14 protein-coding genes are annotated in these 15912 nt (G+C 60.7%); 6 read left to right on the top strand and 8 right to left on the bottom strand.

From position 1 onward, the window contains the following. The first annotated feature begins 1 nt into the window (after position 1). Positions 2-265, top strand: coding sequence for a barstar family protein (locus ACTJKZ_RS05415; protein ID WP_161732419.1), 264 nt, complete (start codon positions 2-4; stop codon positions 263-265). On the opposite strand, the gene ACTJKZ_RS05410 is transcribed toward ACTJKZ_RS05415, so the two are convergent. The 4 genes from ACTJKZ_RS05410 to ACTJKZ_RS05395 all read right to left on the bottom strand — a co-directional run bounded on the left by ACTJKZ_RS05410 (position 262) and on the right by ACTJKZ_RS05395 (position 8335). Beyond that, positions 262-2628 (bottom strand): virulence factor SrfC family protein, encoded by a 2367-nt coding sequence (locus tag ACTJKZ_RS05410; protein ID WP_440829341.1) that lies wholly within the window; start codon positions 2626-2628, stop codon positions 262-264. The genes ACTJKZ_RS05415 and ACTJKZ_RS05410 overlap by 4 nt on opposite strands. Continuing rightward, positions 2625-5588, bottom strand: a complete 2964-nt coding sequence (locus ACTJKZ_RS05405) for a virulence factor SrfB (protein ID WP_440829340.1) — start codon at positions 5586-5588, stop codon at positions 2625-2627. The genes ACTJKZ_RS05410 and ACTJKZ_RS05405 overlap by 4 nt, the downstream gene beginning before the upstream one ends. A 2-nt stretch (positions 5589-5590) precedes the next feature. Then, the gene (locus ACTJKZ_RS05400) at positions 5591-6991 is read right to left on the bottom strand and encodes an SrfA family protein (protein ID WP_440829339.1); all 1401 of its coding nucleotides are present in this window, start codon (positions 6989-6991) and stop codon (positions 5591-5593) included. 171 nt (positions 6992-7162) lie between these two features. Next, a complete protein-coding gene (locus tag ACTJKZ_RS05395; RefSeq protein WP_440829338.1) occupies positions 7163-8335 on the bottom strand; it encodes a benzoate/H(+) symporter BenE family transporter in 1173 nt (390 codons plus the stop codon). A gap of 122 nt (positions 8336-8457) precedes the next feature. Between ACTJKZ_RS05395 and ACTJKZ_RS05390 the strand changes: the two genes are divergently transcribed. The 3 genes from ACTJKZ_RS05390 to ACTJKZ_RS05380 all read left to right on the top strand — a co-directional run bounded on the left by ACTJKZ_RS05390 (position 8458) and on the right by ACTJKZ_RS05380 (position 10083). Next, positions 8458-9015 carry a helix-turn-helix domain-containing protein gene (locus ACTJKZ_RS05390; RefSeq protein ID WP_161732409.1) on the top strand — a complete coding sequence of 186 codons (558 nt, stop codon included), beginning with the start codon at positions 8458-8460 and terminating at the stop codon, positions 9013-9015. A gap of 66 nt (positions 9016-9081) precedes the next feature. Further along, complete coding sequence (locus ACTJKZ_RS05385; protein ID WP_222924060.1) at positions 9082-9507, top strand: MarR family winged helix-turn-helix transcriptional regulator; 426 nt, start codon at positions 9082-9084, stop codon at positions 9505-9507. A gap of 15 nt (positions 9508-9522) precedes the next feature. After that, positions 9523-10083 (top strand): isochorismatase family protein, encoded by a 561-nt coding sequence (locus ACTJKZ_RS05380; protein WP_161732407.1) that lies wholly within the window; start codon positions 9523-9525, stop codon positions 10081-10083. Between the two features lie 51 nt (positions 10084-10134). Here the strand turns inward: ACTJKZ_RS05380 and pqqU are convergent, their stop codons facing one another. Both pqqU and ACTJKZ_RS05370 read right to left on the bottom strand, forming a co-directional pair. Beyond that, positions 10135-12255, bottom strand: coding sequence for a TonB-dependent receptor PqqU (gene pqqU, locus ACTJKZ_RS05375; RefSeq protein WP_285085789.1), 2121 nt, complete (start codon positions 12253-12255; stop codon positions 10135-10137). Next, a complete protein-coding gene (locus tag ACTJKZ_RS05370; protein ID WP_222924057.1) occupies positions 12173-12451 on the bottom strand; it encodes a hypothetical protein in 279 nt (92 codons plus the stop codon). The genes pqqU and ACTJKZ_RS05370 overlap by 83 nt, the downstream gene beginning before the upstream one ends. Here ACTJKZ_RS05370 and ACTJKZ_RS05365 point away from each other — a divergent pair. Together ACTJKZ_RS05365 and ACTJKZ_RS05360 are read left to right on the top strand one after the other, a co-directional pair. Next, positions 12450-13310 (top strand): NAD(P)-dependent oxidoreductase, encoded by an 861-nt coding sequence (locus ACTJKZ_RS05365; RefSeq protein WP_253421857.1) that lies wholly within the window; start codon positions 12450-12452, stop codon positions 13308-13310. The genes ACTJKZ_RS05370 and ACTJKZ_RS05365 overlap by 2 nt on opposite strands. Then, complete coding sequence (locus ACTJKZ_RS05360; protein ID WP_440829337.1) at positions 13307-14086, top strand: AraC family transcriptional regulator; 780 nt, start codon at positions 13307-13309, stop codon at positions 14084-14086. The genes ACTJKZ_RS05365 and ACTJKZ_RS05360 overlap by 4 nt, the downstream gene beginning before the upstream one ends. Here ACTJKZ_RS05360 and leuA read toward each other — a convergent pair. Together leuA and ACTJKZ_RS05350 are read right to left on the bottom strand one after the other, a co-directional pair. Next, on the bottom strand, positions 14007-15722 hold the full coding sequence (leuA, locus tag ACTJKZ_RS05355) for a 2-isopropylmalate synthase (RefSeq protein WP_440829336.1): 1716 nt from the start codon (positions 15720-15722) through the stop codon (positions 14007-14009). The genes ACTJKZ_RS05360 and leuA overlap by 80 nt on opposite strands. Next, positions 15703-15894, bottom strand: a complete 192-nt coding sequence (locus ACTJKZ_RS05350) for a hypothetical protein (RefSeq protein ID WP_440829335.1) — start codon at positions 15892-15894, stop codon at positions 15703-15705. Before ACTJKZ_RS05350 ends, leuA begins: the two co-directional genes overlap by 20 nt. Between the last annotated feature and the right edge of the window lie 18 nt (positions 15895-15912).

Genomic DNA, 15912 nt, shown 5'->3' with positions numbered 1-15912 from the left:
TATGCTTAACCTGACCTTCGACCTGCGTCAGCTCACCACGCGTGCGGCCTTTTATCAGCAGTTTGCTGAGCAGAGCGGCTGCCCGCAGCGCTTCGGCCATAATCTGGATGCGTTATGGGACTGGCTGACGGGCGGCATGGCGCTGCCTGCTACGGTCTGGCTGCAGCACTATGCTGCGCATGAAGCGGATTTAGCGCCGGTGCTGGCGCTGCTGGAAGAGGCGACGCAGTCGCTGGAGGGCGAACTGCGCCTGATTATCGATTAAGTGCGCAGGGGCTTAAGGAGAGCAATCAGCGCTTCACGGGCCGCCACCGGCAGGTCGCCGCCGCCGGTATAACCATTGTTTTCAATAATCACCTGATTCAGCCCCACCAGCCAGTCGTAAATATAGTAGGCGGTGTGGTTGGCCGGAGCAGCAGAGAGTTTGGTCAGGCGCTGACCGGCACTGAAGCTGACGCTGGGTGCCGGAGGACGGGAGAAAATTGCCTGACCCCGGTTAACCCGGCTGGCCGGACGTTCGGATTCAGGACGCTGTAAAAAGCCGAGCCAGGCCACAAAATCCCCCAGCACTGTCATCGCCCGCGTCACCTGACGATCGGCGCGTGATTCATAGCTGACGCTCTGCGTATCCGGCTCATGCAACGCCTGCTGCAGTTTCTGCGCGATATCGGTGCGGAAACCGGCCGTAATCAGCTCTTCAACCAGCCACTCCATCGTCGCCTTGTCGACGTTAAGTAATGCCAGCAGGCTGCGATTTTCCGGCAACTGGCGCAGATGATCCAGCCACAGTAGCAGCACCTGACGCGGATACTGCTGAGCGCTCTGCAGACTCTGACGCGGCTGAACCGGCGCTTCCGCCGGACTTTCGCTGAACAGATCAAATTCAAACCCGATGCCAAACTGATTTTCCGGTGCCTGAATTGTGGCCGGTTTGCTGCCTGGCTGGGCCGACTGATTGAGCCAGAGCTGGCGCAGTGCTTCACGCGGCGGCTGCAGGCGCTCGAGCAGCTCGCCATGCAGACCGGTGCGATGCTGCAAACACTTCAGCAGCGTGTCGGCGATATTCTGTTTGCGTGCCGCCTGCTCCGGGCTGGCCCCCGCTTCGGTCCAGGGCAGCAGACGTCGCTCCACCACGGTGTGCTGGATCTGCGCCAGCTGAGCCAGCAACATGTCGCGGCGCGCTTCCGGCTGCATTTCGTCCAGCAACCAGCTCGCCATGCGATCGACGCCTGCGCGATCCAGTGCCAGCATCGACCCCCAGTGCTGACCGGGCTGTCCCATCTGACGCTGAACGGCTTCATCGACATTGACCTGCTGATGACGGGCATCGAAAGGAGTAATCGCCCAGATCAGACGCGGTTTCTCTGCAGATTCCTGGGCAGGCTGGTGGCGCTGCCATTCACGCAGCGTTTCGCTGGCAAGGTCAGCATCCTGACGCTGGCTGGCGGCAGTGCAGACCAGCAACAGATCAATCGCCTGCCGCGCAGCATAGAAGCCAGGCAGCAGGGCGCGTTTCTGTTCCAGCAGCAGTGCTCGCAGCGGATCCTGCTGCTGCAGGCGCTGACGATCTTCCTGCGTTGCCGCATCACTGGACTGACCCGGCGCGGGCAGCTCCAGCATATCGGCATCATCATAAAGCGCGGTTCGCGGTGTGGAACTCAGCGGGACCAGTACCTCCAGCGTCAGCAGCGCCAGTAGCCCCAGCGGCACGTTCTGCGCCTTGCCGATGCGGTTACCGTTCATCGGGCAGACTTCTACTGACTGCTGTTGATCCTGCTCACTGGCGGGCACAATCAGCTGCTCGGCAGGCAGCAGTGACGCATCGGTCAGCAGGCTCAGCGGCGCGAGTACCCGGCTGCTGTTACGCAGCTGGTGACGCAGGTGCAGCAGGGTACGCAGCATCTCATTCAGGGCAGGCTGAGCAGGCCACAGCAGTGAAAAGAGCTGCACCCGGTCGTCAACGCTGAGCCAGGGTGCCAGCTCAACGGCCTGTGGCCAGAAATGGCGATCCAGCCGTGCATCGTGGTGCGCACGGCGACGGCACCAGGACCAGAGTGTGACCAGCGCGTCGCCTTCCAGACCGGCCAGCGGCGTGGTGAGACGATGACGCTGCAGGCGCTGCAGGGTGCTGTCGATTTGCGCGGTGTCGGGCGTGGACGTTCTGGCACAGGCGACCATCAGCCGCACCAGTTCCGCTTCGCTCAGCAGCGTCAGTTCAACCGGCCATTCGCCTGACAGCGGTTCGCGCTGATGGCTGAAGCGGGTGGCCGTCGCAAAATCGAGGTTGCCGGGATTGATATGCTGGAACCAGCTCAGCTGTTTATCGCCCATGCGGGTGACTAACTGGCCCTGGGCATCGGCCACCATTTCGTTCAGCAGCCAGGCTTTACCTGCCTGCGACTGGCCAAACAGCGCCAGCGTGACCGGACGCGCCACCTGCTGCGCCAGCGCCTGAGTCTGCACGCGCGCCTGGCGCAGTTGCAGCGTCAGGGTTTCGGCTTCCAGCGCCAGACGCGGCGACTGCTCACGTGTGGTCTCAATCCAGTTCAGGCTGTTATTCAGGGCGTCCTGCAACAGGCTAAGACGTTTTGCCAGCGTTTGTGGCTGACGGGGTTTTAACGCTTTCATCGTTTACACACGCTCCCGCTGTCAATCCAGTATTGCGCATTGGCATTGCCGGTCGCCGACAGGGTATTCAGCTTCAGACTTAACTGCTCCAGCGGCACGCGGGTGCCATCGTCCAGGCGCGCATCGCTCAGCACCAGACTTTCCGGGCCGGCGGCGTCGGGACCGGCTTTGACGGCCAGACGAATACGCAGCACGCTCTCACCGGCTACTTTACGCGCCAGCGTGGCGTCGTTCAGCGTCAGGCTGTAAAGCGGCGAGGCGGGCCAGCGTTCATTATCCAGCTGACGGAAACCGAGACAGACGTTGCCGCGAATACGGAAACTGCTTTTTTTATCCAGCGCATAGCCAGGATCGTCGAGGTCAATTTCGCTGTAGCAGAGGTTCTCGTCCGTCAGCGCCTGATTTTCATCGAGCATACCCAGGTAGCGAATGGTCGAATAGGGTTCAAAATCCCCGGCGCGGAACCAGAAGCTGCTGAGACGCAGATCCAGCGCCAGCAGGCAGAGCATCGCGCCGACTGCTGCAGTAGATTTCGGGTTGTCGATGCGGCCATGTTTGTTAAACGGATACCAGTCACTGGTGTGATAGCCTTCCAGCGACAGAATACGGCTGCCCGGCAGCGGTTGCAGATGACGGACCAGCGCCTGAATGCCCGGGAAGCGCGACGGACGACCGGTCAGCAGCAGCACGTCACACTGATAGAGCGACACCACTTCACACATGGAGCGCAGCGCCGGAATAATTGCCATGCGGTGCTGCATAAACTCACCATGCAGCAGCGACAGGCTCACCACCAGAGGCACCTGCAGCAGGTCAAAGCGGCTGTTACCGCCCAGTTCGCGCTGAATTTCGCCGTTAACAAACGCCAGCACCGCCTCGCCCGGTGGCTGCTCGACCAGCTCGCCAAACAGCGCATTGATCTCCGCATGGCTCTCCAGCGGATCCCAGTTTTCGTAACGCTCAAGCACCGCCTGCGCCAGTGGAATAAACAGCTGTAAGGTAACCTGCTGACGCAGTGTCGCCTGACCGTCCATGCGGCTGTCGTGACCAAACAGCTTGTTCATCAGCGGTTCCGCCAGGGTCAGGCCCGCTTTCTGCAGATGCTGCTGCAGCGCCGGTAAAATCCATAGCTGAATCACATCCAGCAGGATGTCGTCGCCCGCCACTTTAAAGCCTTCGCGGAACAGCAGACGCGGCGTGATTTTGACGTTGTTGCCCTGACCATCATCCAGACGATACTGGGTGATGGCGAGGTCGGTGGTGCCGCCGCCGATATCTATTGAGGCGATACGCAGGCTTTTGCCTGGCAGTTCGTCGGCCTCGCGCGGGCGATCAGGACGGGCCATGCTGCTGAAAAAGTCTTCGGCGCGACCGGCAAAGTTGACCTGGGTTTCGTTAAACAGCCAGACCATCTGACCACAGGTCGCTTCATCCCACTCCATCTGCACATCCGGCAGCGGTTTCGGGTTCTGACGCGGCAGAGAAGGTGACAGGTCATCGTCGTCCGCCAGCCAGCCCTCGGCTTTCCAGACCAGCGCCAGCGCTTCCTGCATCCGGCGGCGGAAAATTTCGCGCTCCGGCTTCGGCATCGCTGACGGCAGCGTCAGGATCACATGGCGCAGCTGACGCGGCGCGTGGCTCTGCGGCATACGCTGACGCTGTGCTGCACTGTTCATCTGCATCAGCGCCTGTGCCAGCAGTTCACACAGCATAAAGGTCATCAGCGAACTGCGGCTATAGTGCGGTGAAAAGACCGGCAGACGATCGTCGGGTGTCAGTGAGGAAAGCGGCTGGCCTTCGTCGTTGAGCAGGGTGGTAAAGGGTGCGGCATAAGCCAGGGGTTCAGCCTGATCGCCAGGGGTGTTAAAACGCCAGCCTGGCTGATAGCGGGCTTCATCCCACAGGTAACGACGTGGACTGGAGAGGCCGGTGCTGCCTTCCAGACCCACACGCTGTAGCGCCAGACGGCTTGCTTCGCGTCCCACGCGCGTCAGGGAAGGCCACATAAAGGCCTGCTCACGACCGCTCTCCAGCGAGAAGCTGGCTTTGCCGAAACGCGCCTCAGCAAACTCCAGACGGCTGTCAAACAGCTCGTTATACACCTGATGCGGCTGCGAGAGATCGCGCAGCTGCAGCTCATAGGTCTGCTTCAGGCCGTTGCTCTCTTCCGGGTGATCTTCCACCAGAATGCCGCAGGTATGAGAATTGCCGACATCCAGAATGATATCGACGTTGACCGCCGGGGTCTGTAGCGTGGCGGCCTGGATATGGATCTCGCTGAGGTCGAGCTGCTCGCCCATCAGTTCCAGCAGATTGAGGTAGTGCGCCTGATACTCAAACTCGCGCAGGGCCTGATTAATTGCCTGTTCGCGGCGATCGGAAACACGGTCGGTAAAGGATTCTCGCAGCCAGCCGTCAACCCAGGTCAGGTCAAGAAAATCGCCCAGCTCGTAGTTGTGCCAGGCCAGCGCAAAGGTCACGCCGTTCTGCGCATCGGCAGCGCTAAGGCCGAGCTGTTCGCCGCCATCCTGTTCCGCTACACAGCGGGTATCAAAGGCCAGAGTAACGCGATGGGTATTGCCTGCCGCATCGGGCGCGGGCAGGGCCACCAGACGCATCCGCGCCCAGTTTTCCGGGCCGCCTATAAAACGACGGCCGCTGGCGCAGCGCAGCATCGGCAGCGGCAGCCAGCAGGCTGACAGCAGTGTAAGTGAGTCTGCCAGGGCGATATCCGACTCCGGTCGCACCACTTCAGCAGCGCCCCCATCTTCCGGGTAGAGCATGAATTTACCGCTGTTGCCATCGACGTTCAGGCGCAGCAGCGGGCCGTTAGCGGTCTGGCGCACAAACTGACGGCGTGCCTGGGTAGCTGAGAGTTGCAGGCCAAAATCCAGAAACTGCACACCGCTGTTTTCAATCAGCGAAATTTTTTGTTTGTCATCGATCAGGGGAGCCAGCATCGTTATTTACTCTCACGCTTAATCGTCATCGGGAATACCCGGTCTTCAGCATACTGTGCTTCACACACGGCGGCGCCCATACTCGCATGGCAGATCAGCAGTGGCATACGGTAGCGCGAACTGTTCTGACACTTCGCCGTGTAGCGGCTCTCAATCACCAGGTTACCGGCACTGGTCATGGCGGCGCTGACATCAGCTTTACAGGTGGTATTACCCTGGGCAACCTGCACGCTGCCTTTGCCATTTTTAAACTGGAAGCGCATCACCGGCGGCTTACCGGTCGGCGTCGGCATCTGGTCGATAGTCACACGCCAGCGGCCATCAATCACCTGTACCTGACCTTCGCGCACGGCGTCCGGCGTGACAATCAAATCATCAGGCTTAGCCGGAACCGGCGGGGTCACTGCACTGGCAAGGGTAGCAGATGAAGCGGCTGGTGCGGCTTCGGTCGTGCCAGCGCTGGCTGGTTTTTGCGGCTGCGACTCGGGTTGTTTCTCAGCTGTTGCTGTCTCCGCAAGTGTCGTTGCTGCCGGTGTAGCGGCAGGTGTGGCCGCTGCCGGGGCCTGACTCGCCGCAGAGGCAGGAGTAGAAACCGCGGCGGGCGCTGAAACAACCGCAGGGGCGGCGGCTGGCTTCGTTGATGCCACCGGTGTGGCGACAGGTTCAGGACGATGCAGCAGCACGGCCACCGTTACGGCGGCAGCAATCGCCACCGGCGGTAACAGATACCAGACGCGGAAACGACGGCGAGCCGCTACAGGTGCAACCGGCTCAGGCGCAACGGCTGCCGCGACTGGCAGCGGCTCCTCTTCAGGTTCAGGTGCAGGTTCAGGCTCAGCGACGATGACCGGCTCGACGGCAACAGGTGCGGCAGGCAGCTCAGGCAGCGGTTCAACCAGCGTCACCGGCAGATTCTCTTCCAGCGTGTCGCGCAGGCAGGCCAGCGCATCGTCACGGCTGCGTGCCTGGGCATCAACAAAGCCCCAGAAGGTAATGACCGGTTTGCCATCAACCAGATAAACATACTGCTGATCGGGGAATTGCAGGGTTTTGCTCAGCAGCGCACCAAACAGCCGCATCGACGGGTTCTCTGCCGCGCGCGCGCGCGTACTGAGATCCTGCATATCCTGCTGGCAGGCGGTAAGCTGCTGCAGTGCCACCCGACGTTCATGATCGCTGGCGCCCAGCCAGGATTTCACCCGGCCGCTGAAAGGGGCATACCAGTCGAGGCGGTCGCCCCGTTCATTGGCCTGAGGAATGGCCAGGCAATCTGCCAGTGCGCTCTGACGGCGCAGGCGCAGGGTTTCACGAATTTGCAATGCTGAGGCATAGACCGGCTGGCCATTTTCACCTAATGCCAGAACTGCATCTAAATTACCGCTGCGCAGAAAAGTTTTTGCCACCTGTTGGGCCCTTATCGGTCGTTGTCTGAGGCAGAAAATCGCGTGTTATCGACGATTAGGTTGATTTTACGCGGGGCAATGACAAATCAAACGGCAGAAAAGGAGGTAAATCCAGTGTTTTTTTCACCGGCGGGCGGAAAAATAACCGATATTTCAGCAGCTATCACGCAATCAGGCGGTTTTACGCACCAGCACCAGGTGCGCGATAACGCCACCGATCAGTCCCCAGAAGGCAGGGCCAATACCCAGCAAAGAGACGCCTGATGCGGTGATCAGAAACGTGATTAGCGCACTGTCGCGTTCGGCAGGCACATCGAGTGCGCGATGCAGGCTGCCGCCCAGGGTAGCCAGCAGAGCCAGACCCGCCAGCGCCTCAATCAGCACCGCAGGTAGCGCACTGAACAGCACGGCAATCAGCGCACCGGACGCGCCCGCCAGCAGATAAAAGACCCCGGCCAGCGCAGCGGCACGCCAGCGTTGCTGCGGATTAGCGTCGACTTCATCGCTCATGCAGATCGCCGCCGTAATCGCCGCCACGCAGACCGAAAAGCCTCCAAAAGGCGACAACAGCAGCGCTGTAACACCGGTCCAGCTCATCAGAGAAGAGACCGGCGGACGGTAGCCGTGCGCCTGTAACGTCGCGATGCCAGGGGCATTCTGCGACGCCATGGTCACCAGGAAATAGGGCACGCCGATCCCCAGCAGCGTGGTCAGGGTAAAGTGCGGCATCACCGGCTCCGGCAGTGCCAGCATCGTCGCCTGCGGGGGAAAATGGATGGCATGCTGGGCCAGTGCCACGGCAATCCCTACCATCAGCGTCACCAGAATGGCATAGCGTGCCAGCCAGCGACGGGCCAGCAGCCAGGCGAGGCACATGCTGCCACACAGCACAAAGTTGCTCTGCAAATCGGCAAAGGTCTGCAGCCCGAAGCGCAACAGAATACCGGCCAGCATCGCCGCCGCCAGCGAGGCGGGAATATGGTTCATCAGCCGGGCAAACAGGCCGGTCACGCCGCACACCACGATCAGCAGATTTGCGAAAACAAACACGCCCACCGCCTCATTCAGCGTAACGCCGTGAAAGCTGGTCGCCAGCAGCGCGGCACCGGGCGTGGACCAGGCGGCCAGCACCGGCATGCGGTAGCGCAGTGAAAGACCCAGCGAGACAATCCCCTGCGCAAGACCCAGCACTGACAGCCAGCCACCAATCTGCGCCGGTGAAGCGCCCGCCGCCTGAAACATCTGATAAATAATCGCGCCGCTGCTGCTGTAGCCCACCAGCACAGCAACAAAGCCGGAGACCAGCATCGGCAGGGTAAAACGGGACGGTTCGGCTCTCGTCATGGTCAGACTCAATTTAAGGTGTGCGTTATAGCGCACATGTTCGCATAGTGCGCTATAACGCACAAGTGTTACACTATCGGCATAACGTCACCTGCCAGGGTGACGAGAACTCAGGAGAAAAAATGGCAGATTTTCAGCAACACCTGAGCGGTGCGCTCAGACAGTTGCGCCAGGCCAATGGCTGGAGCCTGACGCTGACGGCGGAGCGAACCGGCGTCAGTAAAGCGATGCTGGGGCAGATTGAGCGGGGTGAATCCAGTCCGACCGTGGCGACGCTGTGGAAGATTGCTACCGGGTTTAACGTGCCCTTTTCCTTTTTTATCGACGGGAGCGCGTTGCCTTCCGGCACCATATCGGGATTCAGTCAGCCCAACGCTGACATGTCGGTACGCTCCGTGCTGCCTTACGATCCGCAACTGCGATTTGATCTGCTGGCGGTGGAGCTGGCCGCGGGCGCGCAGAGCCATTCCTCGCCACATGAAGCGGGCTGCGTGGAGCAGGTGGTGGTTATTGAGGGCGAACTGTTGCTGGGGGTCAACGATCGCTGGCGGCGTCTGCTAAAAGGCGAGGCGTTTCAGTTCAGCGCCGACGTGCCGCACAGCTACCGCAACCCGCTCAGCACGCCGCTGCGCTTTCACAGCCTGATTCACTATCTGCAGCGCCCGGACGTTACAAATTGATACCTGAGCAAACTACACAGTTTACCTTCGTATCTTTATACTTTCGCTTATCGATGGAGACGGGAAATGCGCGATCTGACTGAATCTGCTGCCACGCTGCGCATGCTGGTGGGCAAGCTGGGTCGCCGGTTGCGCGAATCGGCACCGCCTGGCGAACTCACCTGGTCGCAGGTGGCGGTGCTGGGGCATCTGGTGCGCGACGGGGCGATGACGGTGACGCAACTGGCCGCCGCCGAGGGCGTGCGCACCCAGTCAATGGGGACGACCGTCGCCGGATTAGTGGCGGCAGAACTGATAACGGGCGAGCCCGATCCCCATGATGGCCGTAAAACACGCTATCTGCCTACCGCATCGAGCCTGGCGGTAATTACGTCGAGTCGTGCAATGCGCGATGACTGGCTGGTCAGGACACTGGATGCGCGGCTCAGTCCGGCAGAGCAGCAACAACTGATCGACGTTCTCCCTCTGCTGCAACGACTCACTGACTATTGAACCTGAGGATCCAACATGGCTGTAACCACACTTGATGCAAAAACTGCGCTGATTGTTATCGACCTGCAACATGGCATTGTAGCGCTGCCTCTGGTCCATGAGCCGCAGCCGGTGATCGAACGCTGTGCCGATCTGGCTGAGGCATTTCGCGCGCACGACCTGCCGGTGGTGCTGGTTAACGTGGCCGGTGGGGCACCTGGCCGTAACGAGCAGGCGCGTCACAACGGCGATCTGCCTGACGACTGGGCCACGCTGGTTCCGGCGATGACGCCGCAGCAGAATGATCTCACCATCACCAAGAAAACCTGGGGCGCGTTTCATAACACGGCGCTACATGAGGAACTGCAAAAGCGCGGCATTACTCAGGTCGTGATCTGCGGTATTGCGACCAGCATCGGCGTGGAGTCGACGGCACGTCAGGCGTATGAATTAGGTTACAACGTCACGCTGGCGACCGATGCGATGACCGATCTCAACATGGATACGCACAACAACAGCGTAAAATTGATATTCCCGCGCCTGGGTGAATCCGGCAGCTGTGACGATATTGTGGCGCAGCTAAAATCCCGTGCCTGATAAGCGTATGACGGTATGATCCGGGCCACCGCAATGGTGGCCCGGATAGTTTTAACGGAAGGCGTAACCCAGCGTCACACCGACGCTATAGTTGCGGCCCGGCGCAGACTCGAAGTAGCGACCATTGCTCTCATTCACAATCACTGAACCCACGTAGTGCCGGTCAAACAGGTTATCGACCCGGCCAAACAGATCCAGCGTCCAGTTCTCCACCAGCCACTTATAGCCACTGTTTACGGCCGCCACGGTGTAAGACGGGGTATTCACGTTGTTCTGATCTTCAGCGGCGATCTGGCTCAGATAACGCACTTCACTGCCGGCGTAAAAGCCCTGTTCCGGCAGATAGCCGAGTCCGGCGTACGCCATGTTTCGCGCGATGCCCGGAATGCGGTTGCCGTCACAGCTATCGCTGCCGCAGGCGTTGCTGCGATAACGCGCATCCAGCAGTGTATAGGCCATCTTCAGCCGCCAGTCCCAGGCAAACTGCTGATCCAGGCTTAACTCCAGACCGCGGCGGCGGGTCTGACCGGCATTTTTATAGGTAGTTCGTCCGCCGCTGCTGGTATCCGCCACAATCTCATCGCGAGTATCGGTCTGGAACAGCGCCGCGCTGACCAGGCCATTGCCGATGCGTTTTTTGCTGCCGATCTCCAGCGTGTCGCTGGTGGCCGGTTTCAGCCCCAGGTTCAGGCCGGTCGCGCCATCCGAGCGGTAAGAGAGCTCATTAATGGTCGGCGTTTCAAAGCCGCGTCCGGCGGAGATCCACGCGTTCCAGCTCGGGTCAAACGCATATTTCAGCGCCGCCGCGGGCAGCCACTTGTGATACCGCGCCTCACCGCTGTCGTCACCGTTACCGGGCCGGATATAGAAGTCATTGGAATCAAAGTTAACGGTGCTGAAGCGCACGCCTGCATCCAGCGACAGTTTATCGGTGAGCTGCCAGTTGGTCTGCACATAAGGATCGAGCGTCCACATCAGGTTGCGCTCGTTGCGGCGCAGATTGCCCTGTTCGCCCAGCTGCGTTACGCCGCTGCTGACGGTGTAGTTTTCATAACCCTTGCGGCGCTCGGTCATGGTTTCGTAGTCGAGTCCGCCGGTCACCGCCACCGGCATCGACAGCAGCGTGTCGCGATGGGTCCAGCGCGTATCGACGCCCTGATAGTGGCGGGTAAGGTCGATCACGCCTCCTGGATGAGAGGGATTACGCTGAACGGCGGCAGGAATGGACTGGAACTGCGTGGTTTCACGCACTCCTGCATAGAGCATTACGCTGAGGTCATCGTTTTCACTCATCTGGCGCTGATAACGCAGGCCGCCCTGGGTCTGATCGACCGTTTTACGGGTGTTGTAAAGCGTAACGTTACTGACCACCTGGCGCGGATTGTCACGCCACTGCGCTTCGGTTAAGCCGCCGGGATCCTGGGCGTCAATGTGCACGCTGTTAAACAGCAGCGTCAGGGTACTGACATCATCGATGCGCACGCCGAGCCGGGCGTTGCCGAGGTTCTTCTGCGCAGAACTGTGATCGCGATAACCGTGGGTCGTAAAGCGTGAGGCGGAGACGGTGTAGTTCACATCCCCGGCGTGCGTGCCGTCACCGGTTGCGCCACTGGCTTTAACGCTGTTGCGCCAGCTGCCGTAACTGCCGTACCAGCTGCTCGCTTCCAGCGTGGCCGGCTGCTGACCCTGCTGGGTGGTCACATTGATCACGCCGCCCGATGCGTTGCCATAGAGCGCAGAAAAGGGGCCGCGCAGCACCTCGACATGATCAATCGAGCCGATATCAATATTGGAGGTCTGCGCCTGACCGTCCGGCATGGTGGCCGGGATGCCATCCACATAGATGCGCAGCCCGCGTACGCCGTAGGTTGAGCGGGAGCCAAAGCCACGCATCGACAGCTGCAGGTCCTGGGCGTAATTCTGGCGGTTTTGGATCTGCAGACCCGGCACGCTGCTGAGGTTTTCCGACAGGTTAACGCGCGGCGCAGCCTGACGCATATCGTCGCCGCTGACCACACTCAGGGCGGCGGGGGTATCAAGCTCGTTAAGGCCCGTTTCTGGCGGGGCGGCCGTGACGACCAGGGTATTGTCATTGTCTGCTGCCAGCAGCGGCAGCGGCAAAATGGCAGGCAACATCAGCAGCGTCGCCTGCCGCAGAGAGAGTATTTTCATTATCAGAGGCCTGAAAAGAGAAGCATAAATGAACCAGGTGAAACAATTGCCGCATAGGGTAAGGCTTCGGGGTGCCGGGGTACACCGTTTCACGCTGGATTTTTTCTCTGTTTACCGCCAGGCTGGAATCCATCTTTTGCAGTAATAAGGCATCCAGCATTGACGGATGCAGACACAAACTTATGGGAGTCAGCATGAAACAACCTGAAGTGGCGGTTCTGGGATTAGGCGCAATGGGGCATGCATTTGCCGCCAACCTGCTGAAAAAAGGCTTTCGCGTACACGGCTGGAACCGTACCCGCGCGCGCGGCGAGGATTTGCTGGGCGCCGGATTGCAGCTGGCTGATTCACCGGCAGAGGCGGTACGCGAGGCAGATGTGGTAATCGCCATGCTCTCCGACGGTGACACCACAGAGCAGGTGCTGCATCAGGCCAAAGCGGCGTTTAAGCAGGGTGCGACGCTATGTCAGATGGGCACCATCGGCGTGGAAAAAACCGATGCGCTGATCGCCTTTTTCACAGCGGAACGACCGGATCTGCTGTTCATCGACGCGCCGGTTTCCGGCACCAAAGCACCCGCAGAAAACGCACAGATTCTGGTGCTGGCCAGTGGCGATCAGAGCCGTGCCCAGGCGGCAGAAACGGTGTTTGCCGCCATCAGCAAAGAGACAAAGTGGCTGGGCGAGGCGGGCAAAAGCACCCGCATGAAGCTGGTCATCAATAGCTGGCTGATTGGCATGATGCAGAGCCTGGCAGAGAGCACCCGGCTGGCGGAGGCGTTCGGCTTTTCTACCGACGATCTCTGGCAGGTGCTGGAGGGCGGTCCGTTGGCCGCACCGTATGCAAAAATGAAGCTCGGGATGATCGCCAGCGACGACTTCACGCCGCAGATGCATCTGGTCTGGGCGCTGAAAGATGCCCGCCTGGCGCTGGATGCCGCAGAGACGCCGCTGCCGGCGCTGGAGAATATCGCCCAGCTCTGGCAGCAGGCGGTGGAGGCCGGACACGGTGAAGAGGACCTGGCGGTGATCTACCGCTACCTGAAGGCGCAATGAGTCAGCAACATTTTGACTTCAGCACGCGTCCGCTGGTGCCGCTGGCACACGATTACCTGCACGGTGCCAGCGAACCCTGGCACCAGCACGCCTGTGCCCAGCTGATCCACACCCTGAGCGGCGTGGTACGGGTGGAGACGGAGTATGGCAGCTGGATTGTGCCGCCGAGTCGCGGCGTCTGGCTGCCCGCATTTACCCGTCATGCGCTGCAGATTACCGGCAGTGTGGCGGCGCGCACGCTGTTTATCGATCCGCTGGCGCGCGCCGATCTGCCCGCCAGTTGTCAGGTGGTGCAAATCTCACCGCTGCTGCGCGAACTGATTGTCACGGCGCTGAGCCTGCCAGATCGTTACGCCGCAGGCAGTCGGGCCGAGCGGGTGATGGAGTTGATTCTGGATGAAATCCGCGGCATGGAGGTGCTGCCATTTGCCTTGCCGACGCCCGACAGCCCCCGTTTACAGGCCCTGTGCGAGCTGATTCAGCAGACGCCCGGTGAAAGCTGGACGCTGCTGCGCGCCAGCGCCCACCTGAATGTTTCGGGCCGCACTCTGGCCCGCCATTTTATGCGCGAAACCGGCCTGCAGTTCAGCGACTGGGTGCGCCGCGCCCGCCTGGCTATCGCCCTGACGCGACTGGCGCAGGGCGACTCCGTACTGCGGGTGGCGCTGGAGCTGGGCTATGAAAGCCCCAGCGTGTTTAGTGTGATGTTTCGTCGTCTGCTGGGCGCCTCTCCGACGGACTACTTTTCGCCTGCAGAAACTGGCCTGCTGCGCTGAGCAGCGCCTGCATCGCGGCGCGGGCGGTGTCATTGTCGATACTCACTCCCCAGGCTCGCGCGCCACGGGCATCCACGCAGCTGATATAGGCCACCGAGCGGCTATCACTGCGCCGTCCCAGCGTATGCTCGTGATAGCCCTCGATGGTCAGATGCAGATCAAACGTGCTGCGCAGGGCATTGACCGCCGCCGACAGCCAGCCGTTGCCGCTGCCGGTCAGCATCAGCGATTGCGTGTGATACACCACGCTGGCGCTAATCTGCGTCTGCCCGCCGCTGTCACTCTGGCTGTCAGCCCGTTGTAATGCCAACGCGGGCTGCGTTACGCCATACTGGCGGCAGAAGAGCTGCCACAGCGCGTAGTGCGTCATCTCTCCGCCGTGCCGGTCAGTCTCCTGCTGAACACAGCGGCTGAAATCCTGCTGCAGCGCTCGCGGCATTTGTAACCCGTGATTCTGCTCCAGCAGCCAGGCGGCCCCGCTTTTTCCCGACTGGCTGTTGACGCGGATCACCGCCTCATAGCTACAGCCAATGTCGGCCGGGTCCAGCGGCAGGTAAGGCATCTGCCACTCTGTTTCCTGCTGCTGAGCGCGGATGGCAAACCCTTTTTTGATTGCATCCTGATGAGAACCAGAGAAGGCAGTGAAGACCAGCTCGCCCGCATAAGGATGGCGCGGATGAACCGGCAGCTGGTTGCAGCGGGTTACCACTTCAATCACCTCATGCATCTGGCTGAAATCGAGCTGGGGCGAAACGCCCTGGGTATAGAGATTCAGCGCCAGCGTCACCAGGTCCACATTGCCGGTGCGTTCACCGTTACCAAACAGACAGCCCTCGACCCGGTCAGCGCCCGCCAGCAGCGCCAGTTCTGCGCAGGCGACGCCGGTGCCGCGATCGTTGTGCGGATGCACGCTGATGCAGACGGCATCACGGCGGCTGAAGTGACGGCAGAAATACTCAATCTGATCGGCATAAACGTTGGGGGTATTGACCTCTACCGTGGCGGGAAGGTTAATGATCATCGGGCGCTGTGCGTCCGGTTGCCAGACATCGGCTACCGCCTCGCAGATCTCCAGCACAAACTCCGGCTCGGTAAAGCAGAAGGTCTCTGGTGAATATTCAAAGGTCCAGTGGGTGTCCGGCTGCGCCTCGCATTCGGCGCGGATCTGCCGTGCACCAGCGGTGGCCAGCGCCACGATTTCCGCTTTGCTCTGCTTAAATACCCGCTCGCGAAACAGCGGCGCGGTGGCGTTATAAAGATGCACGATGGCGCGCGGGACGCCCTGCAGCGCCACAAACGTGCGGGCAATCAGGTCTTCCCGCGCCTGAGTCAGTACCTGTAACGTCACATCCTCCGGGATACGCTGTTGCTCAATCAGGTCGCGGACGAAACCGAAATCCGTCTGCGAGGCAGAGGGAAAGGCGACCTCGATCTCCCGAAACCCGCAGCGCAGCAGCAGATCCCAGAAGGCCATTTTGCGTTCCCGATCCATCGGTTCTGCCAGCGCCTGGTTGCCGTCACGCAAATCGGTGGAAAGCCAGCGCGGCGCCTGGGTCAGCTGGCGTGAGGGCCACTGGCGATCGGGCAGGGTGATCAGCGGGGAGGGACGATATTTATCAGCGGGTCGGGTCAGCATAGGAGTCTCCTGTGGTTTTTTTATCAGTCTGCCGACACGGCTCCGGGTCCGCGCGCGCAAGGCTGACAACCTGACGCGCAAAAGTGACAATACCCTGCATGACCTGCATGACCTGCATGACCTGCATGACCTGCATGACCTGCATGACCTGCATGACCTGCATGACCTGCATGACCTGTGTTGCCCTGCG

The organism is Pantoea sp. 22096 (genome assembly GCF_052045955.1).
GTDB lineage: Bacteria > Pseudomonadota > Gammaproteobacteria > Enterobacterales > Enterobacteriaceae > Pantoea > Pantoea alfalfae.
Note: the sequence above shows the minus strand (reverse complement) of the source record. Positions and strands in the feature narration are given on the sequence as shown.

Coding starts and splice junctions, on each gene's coding strand:
- ACTJKZ_RS05385 (WP_222924060.1), top strand. CDS start 9,082: ATGCGCGATCTGACTGAATCTGCTGCCACGCTGCGCATGCTGGTGGGC.
- ACTJKZ_RS05405 (WP_440829340.1), bottom strand. CDS start 5,588: ATGCTGGCTCCCCTGATCGATGACAAACAAAAAATTTCGCTGATTGAA.
- ACTJKZ_RS05350 (WP_440829335.1), bottom strand. CDS start 15,894: ATGCAGGTCATGCAGGTCATGCAGGTCATGCAGGTCATGCAGGTCATG.
- ACTJKZ_RS05365 (WP_253421857.1), top strand. CDS start 12,450: ATGAAACAACCTGAAGTGGCGGTTCTGGGATTAGGCGCAATGGGGCAT.
- ACTJKZ_RS05380 (WP_161732407.1), top strand. CDS start 9,523: ATGGCTGTAACCACACTTGATGCAAAAACTGCGCTGATTGTTATCGAC.
- ACTJKZ_RS05390 (WP_161732409.1), top strand. CDS start 8,458: ATGGCAGATTTTCAGCAACACCTGAGCGGTGCGCTCAGACAGTTGCGC.
- ACTJKZ_RS05410 (WP_440829341.1), bottom strand. CDS start 2,628: ATGAAAGCGTTAAAACCCCGTCAGCCACAAACGCTGGCAAAACGTCTT.
- ACTJKZ_RS05395 (WP_440829338.1), bottom strand. CDS start 8,335: ATGACGAGAGCCGAACCGTCCCGTTTTACCCTGCCGATGCTGGTCTCC.
- ACTJKZ_RS05370 (WP_222924057.1), bottom strand. CDS start 12,451: ATGCTGACTCCCATAAGTTTGTGTCTGCATCCGTCAATGCTGGATGCC.
- leuA (WP_440829336.1), bottom strand. CDS start 15,722: ATGCTGACCCGACCCGCTGATAAATATCGTCCCTCCCCGCTGATCACC.
- pqqU (WP_285085789.1), bottom strand. CDS start 12,255: ATGAAAATACTCTCTCTGCGGCAGGCGACGCTGCTGATGTTGCCTGCC.
- ACTJKZ_RS05360 (WP_440829337.1), top strand. CDS start 13,307: ATGAGTCAGCAACATTTTGACTTCAGCACGCGTCCGCTGGTGCCGCTG.
- ACTJKZ_RS05415 (WP_161732419.1), top strand. CDS start 2: ATGCTTAACCTGACCTTCGACCTGCGTCAGCTCACCACGCGTGCGGCC.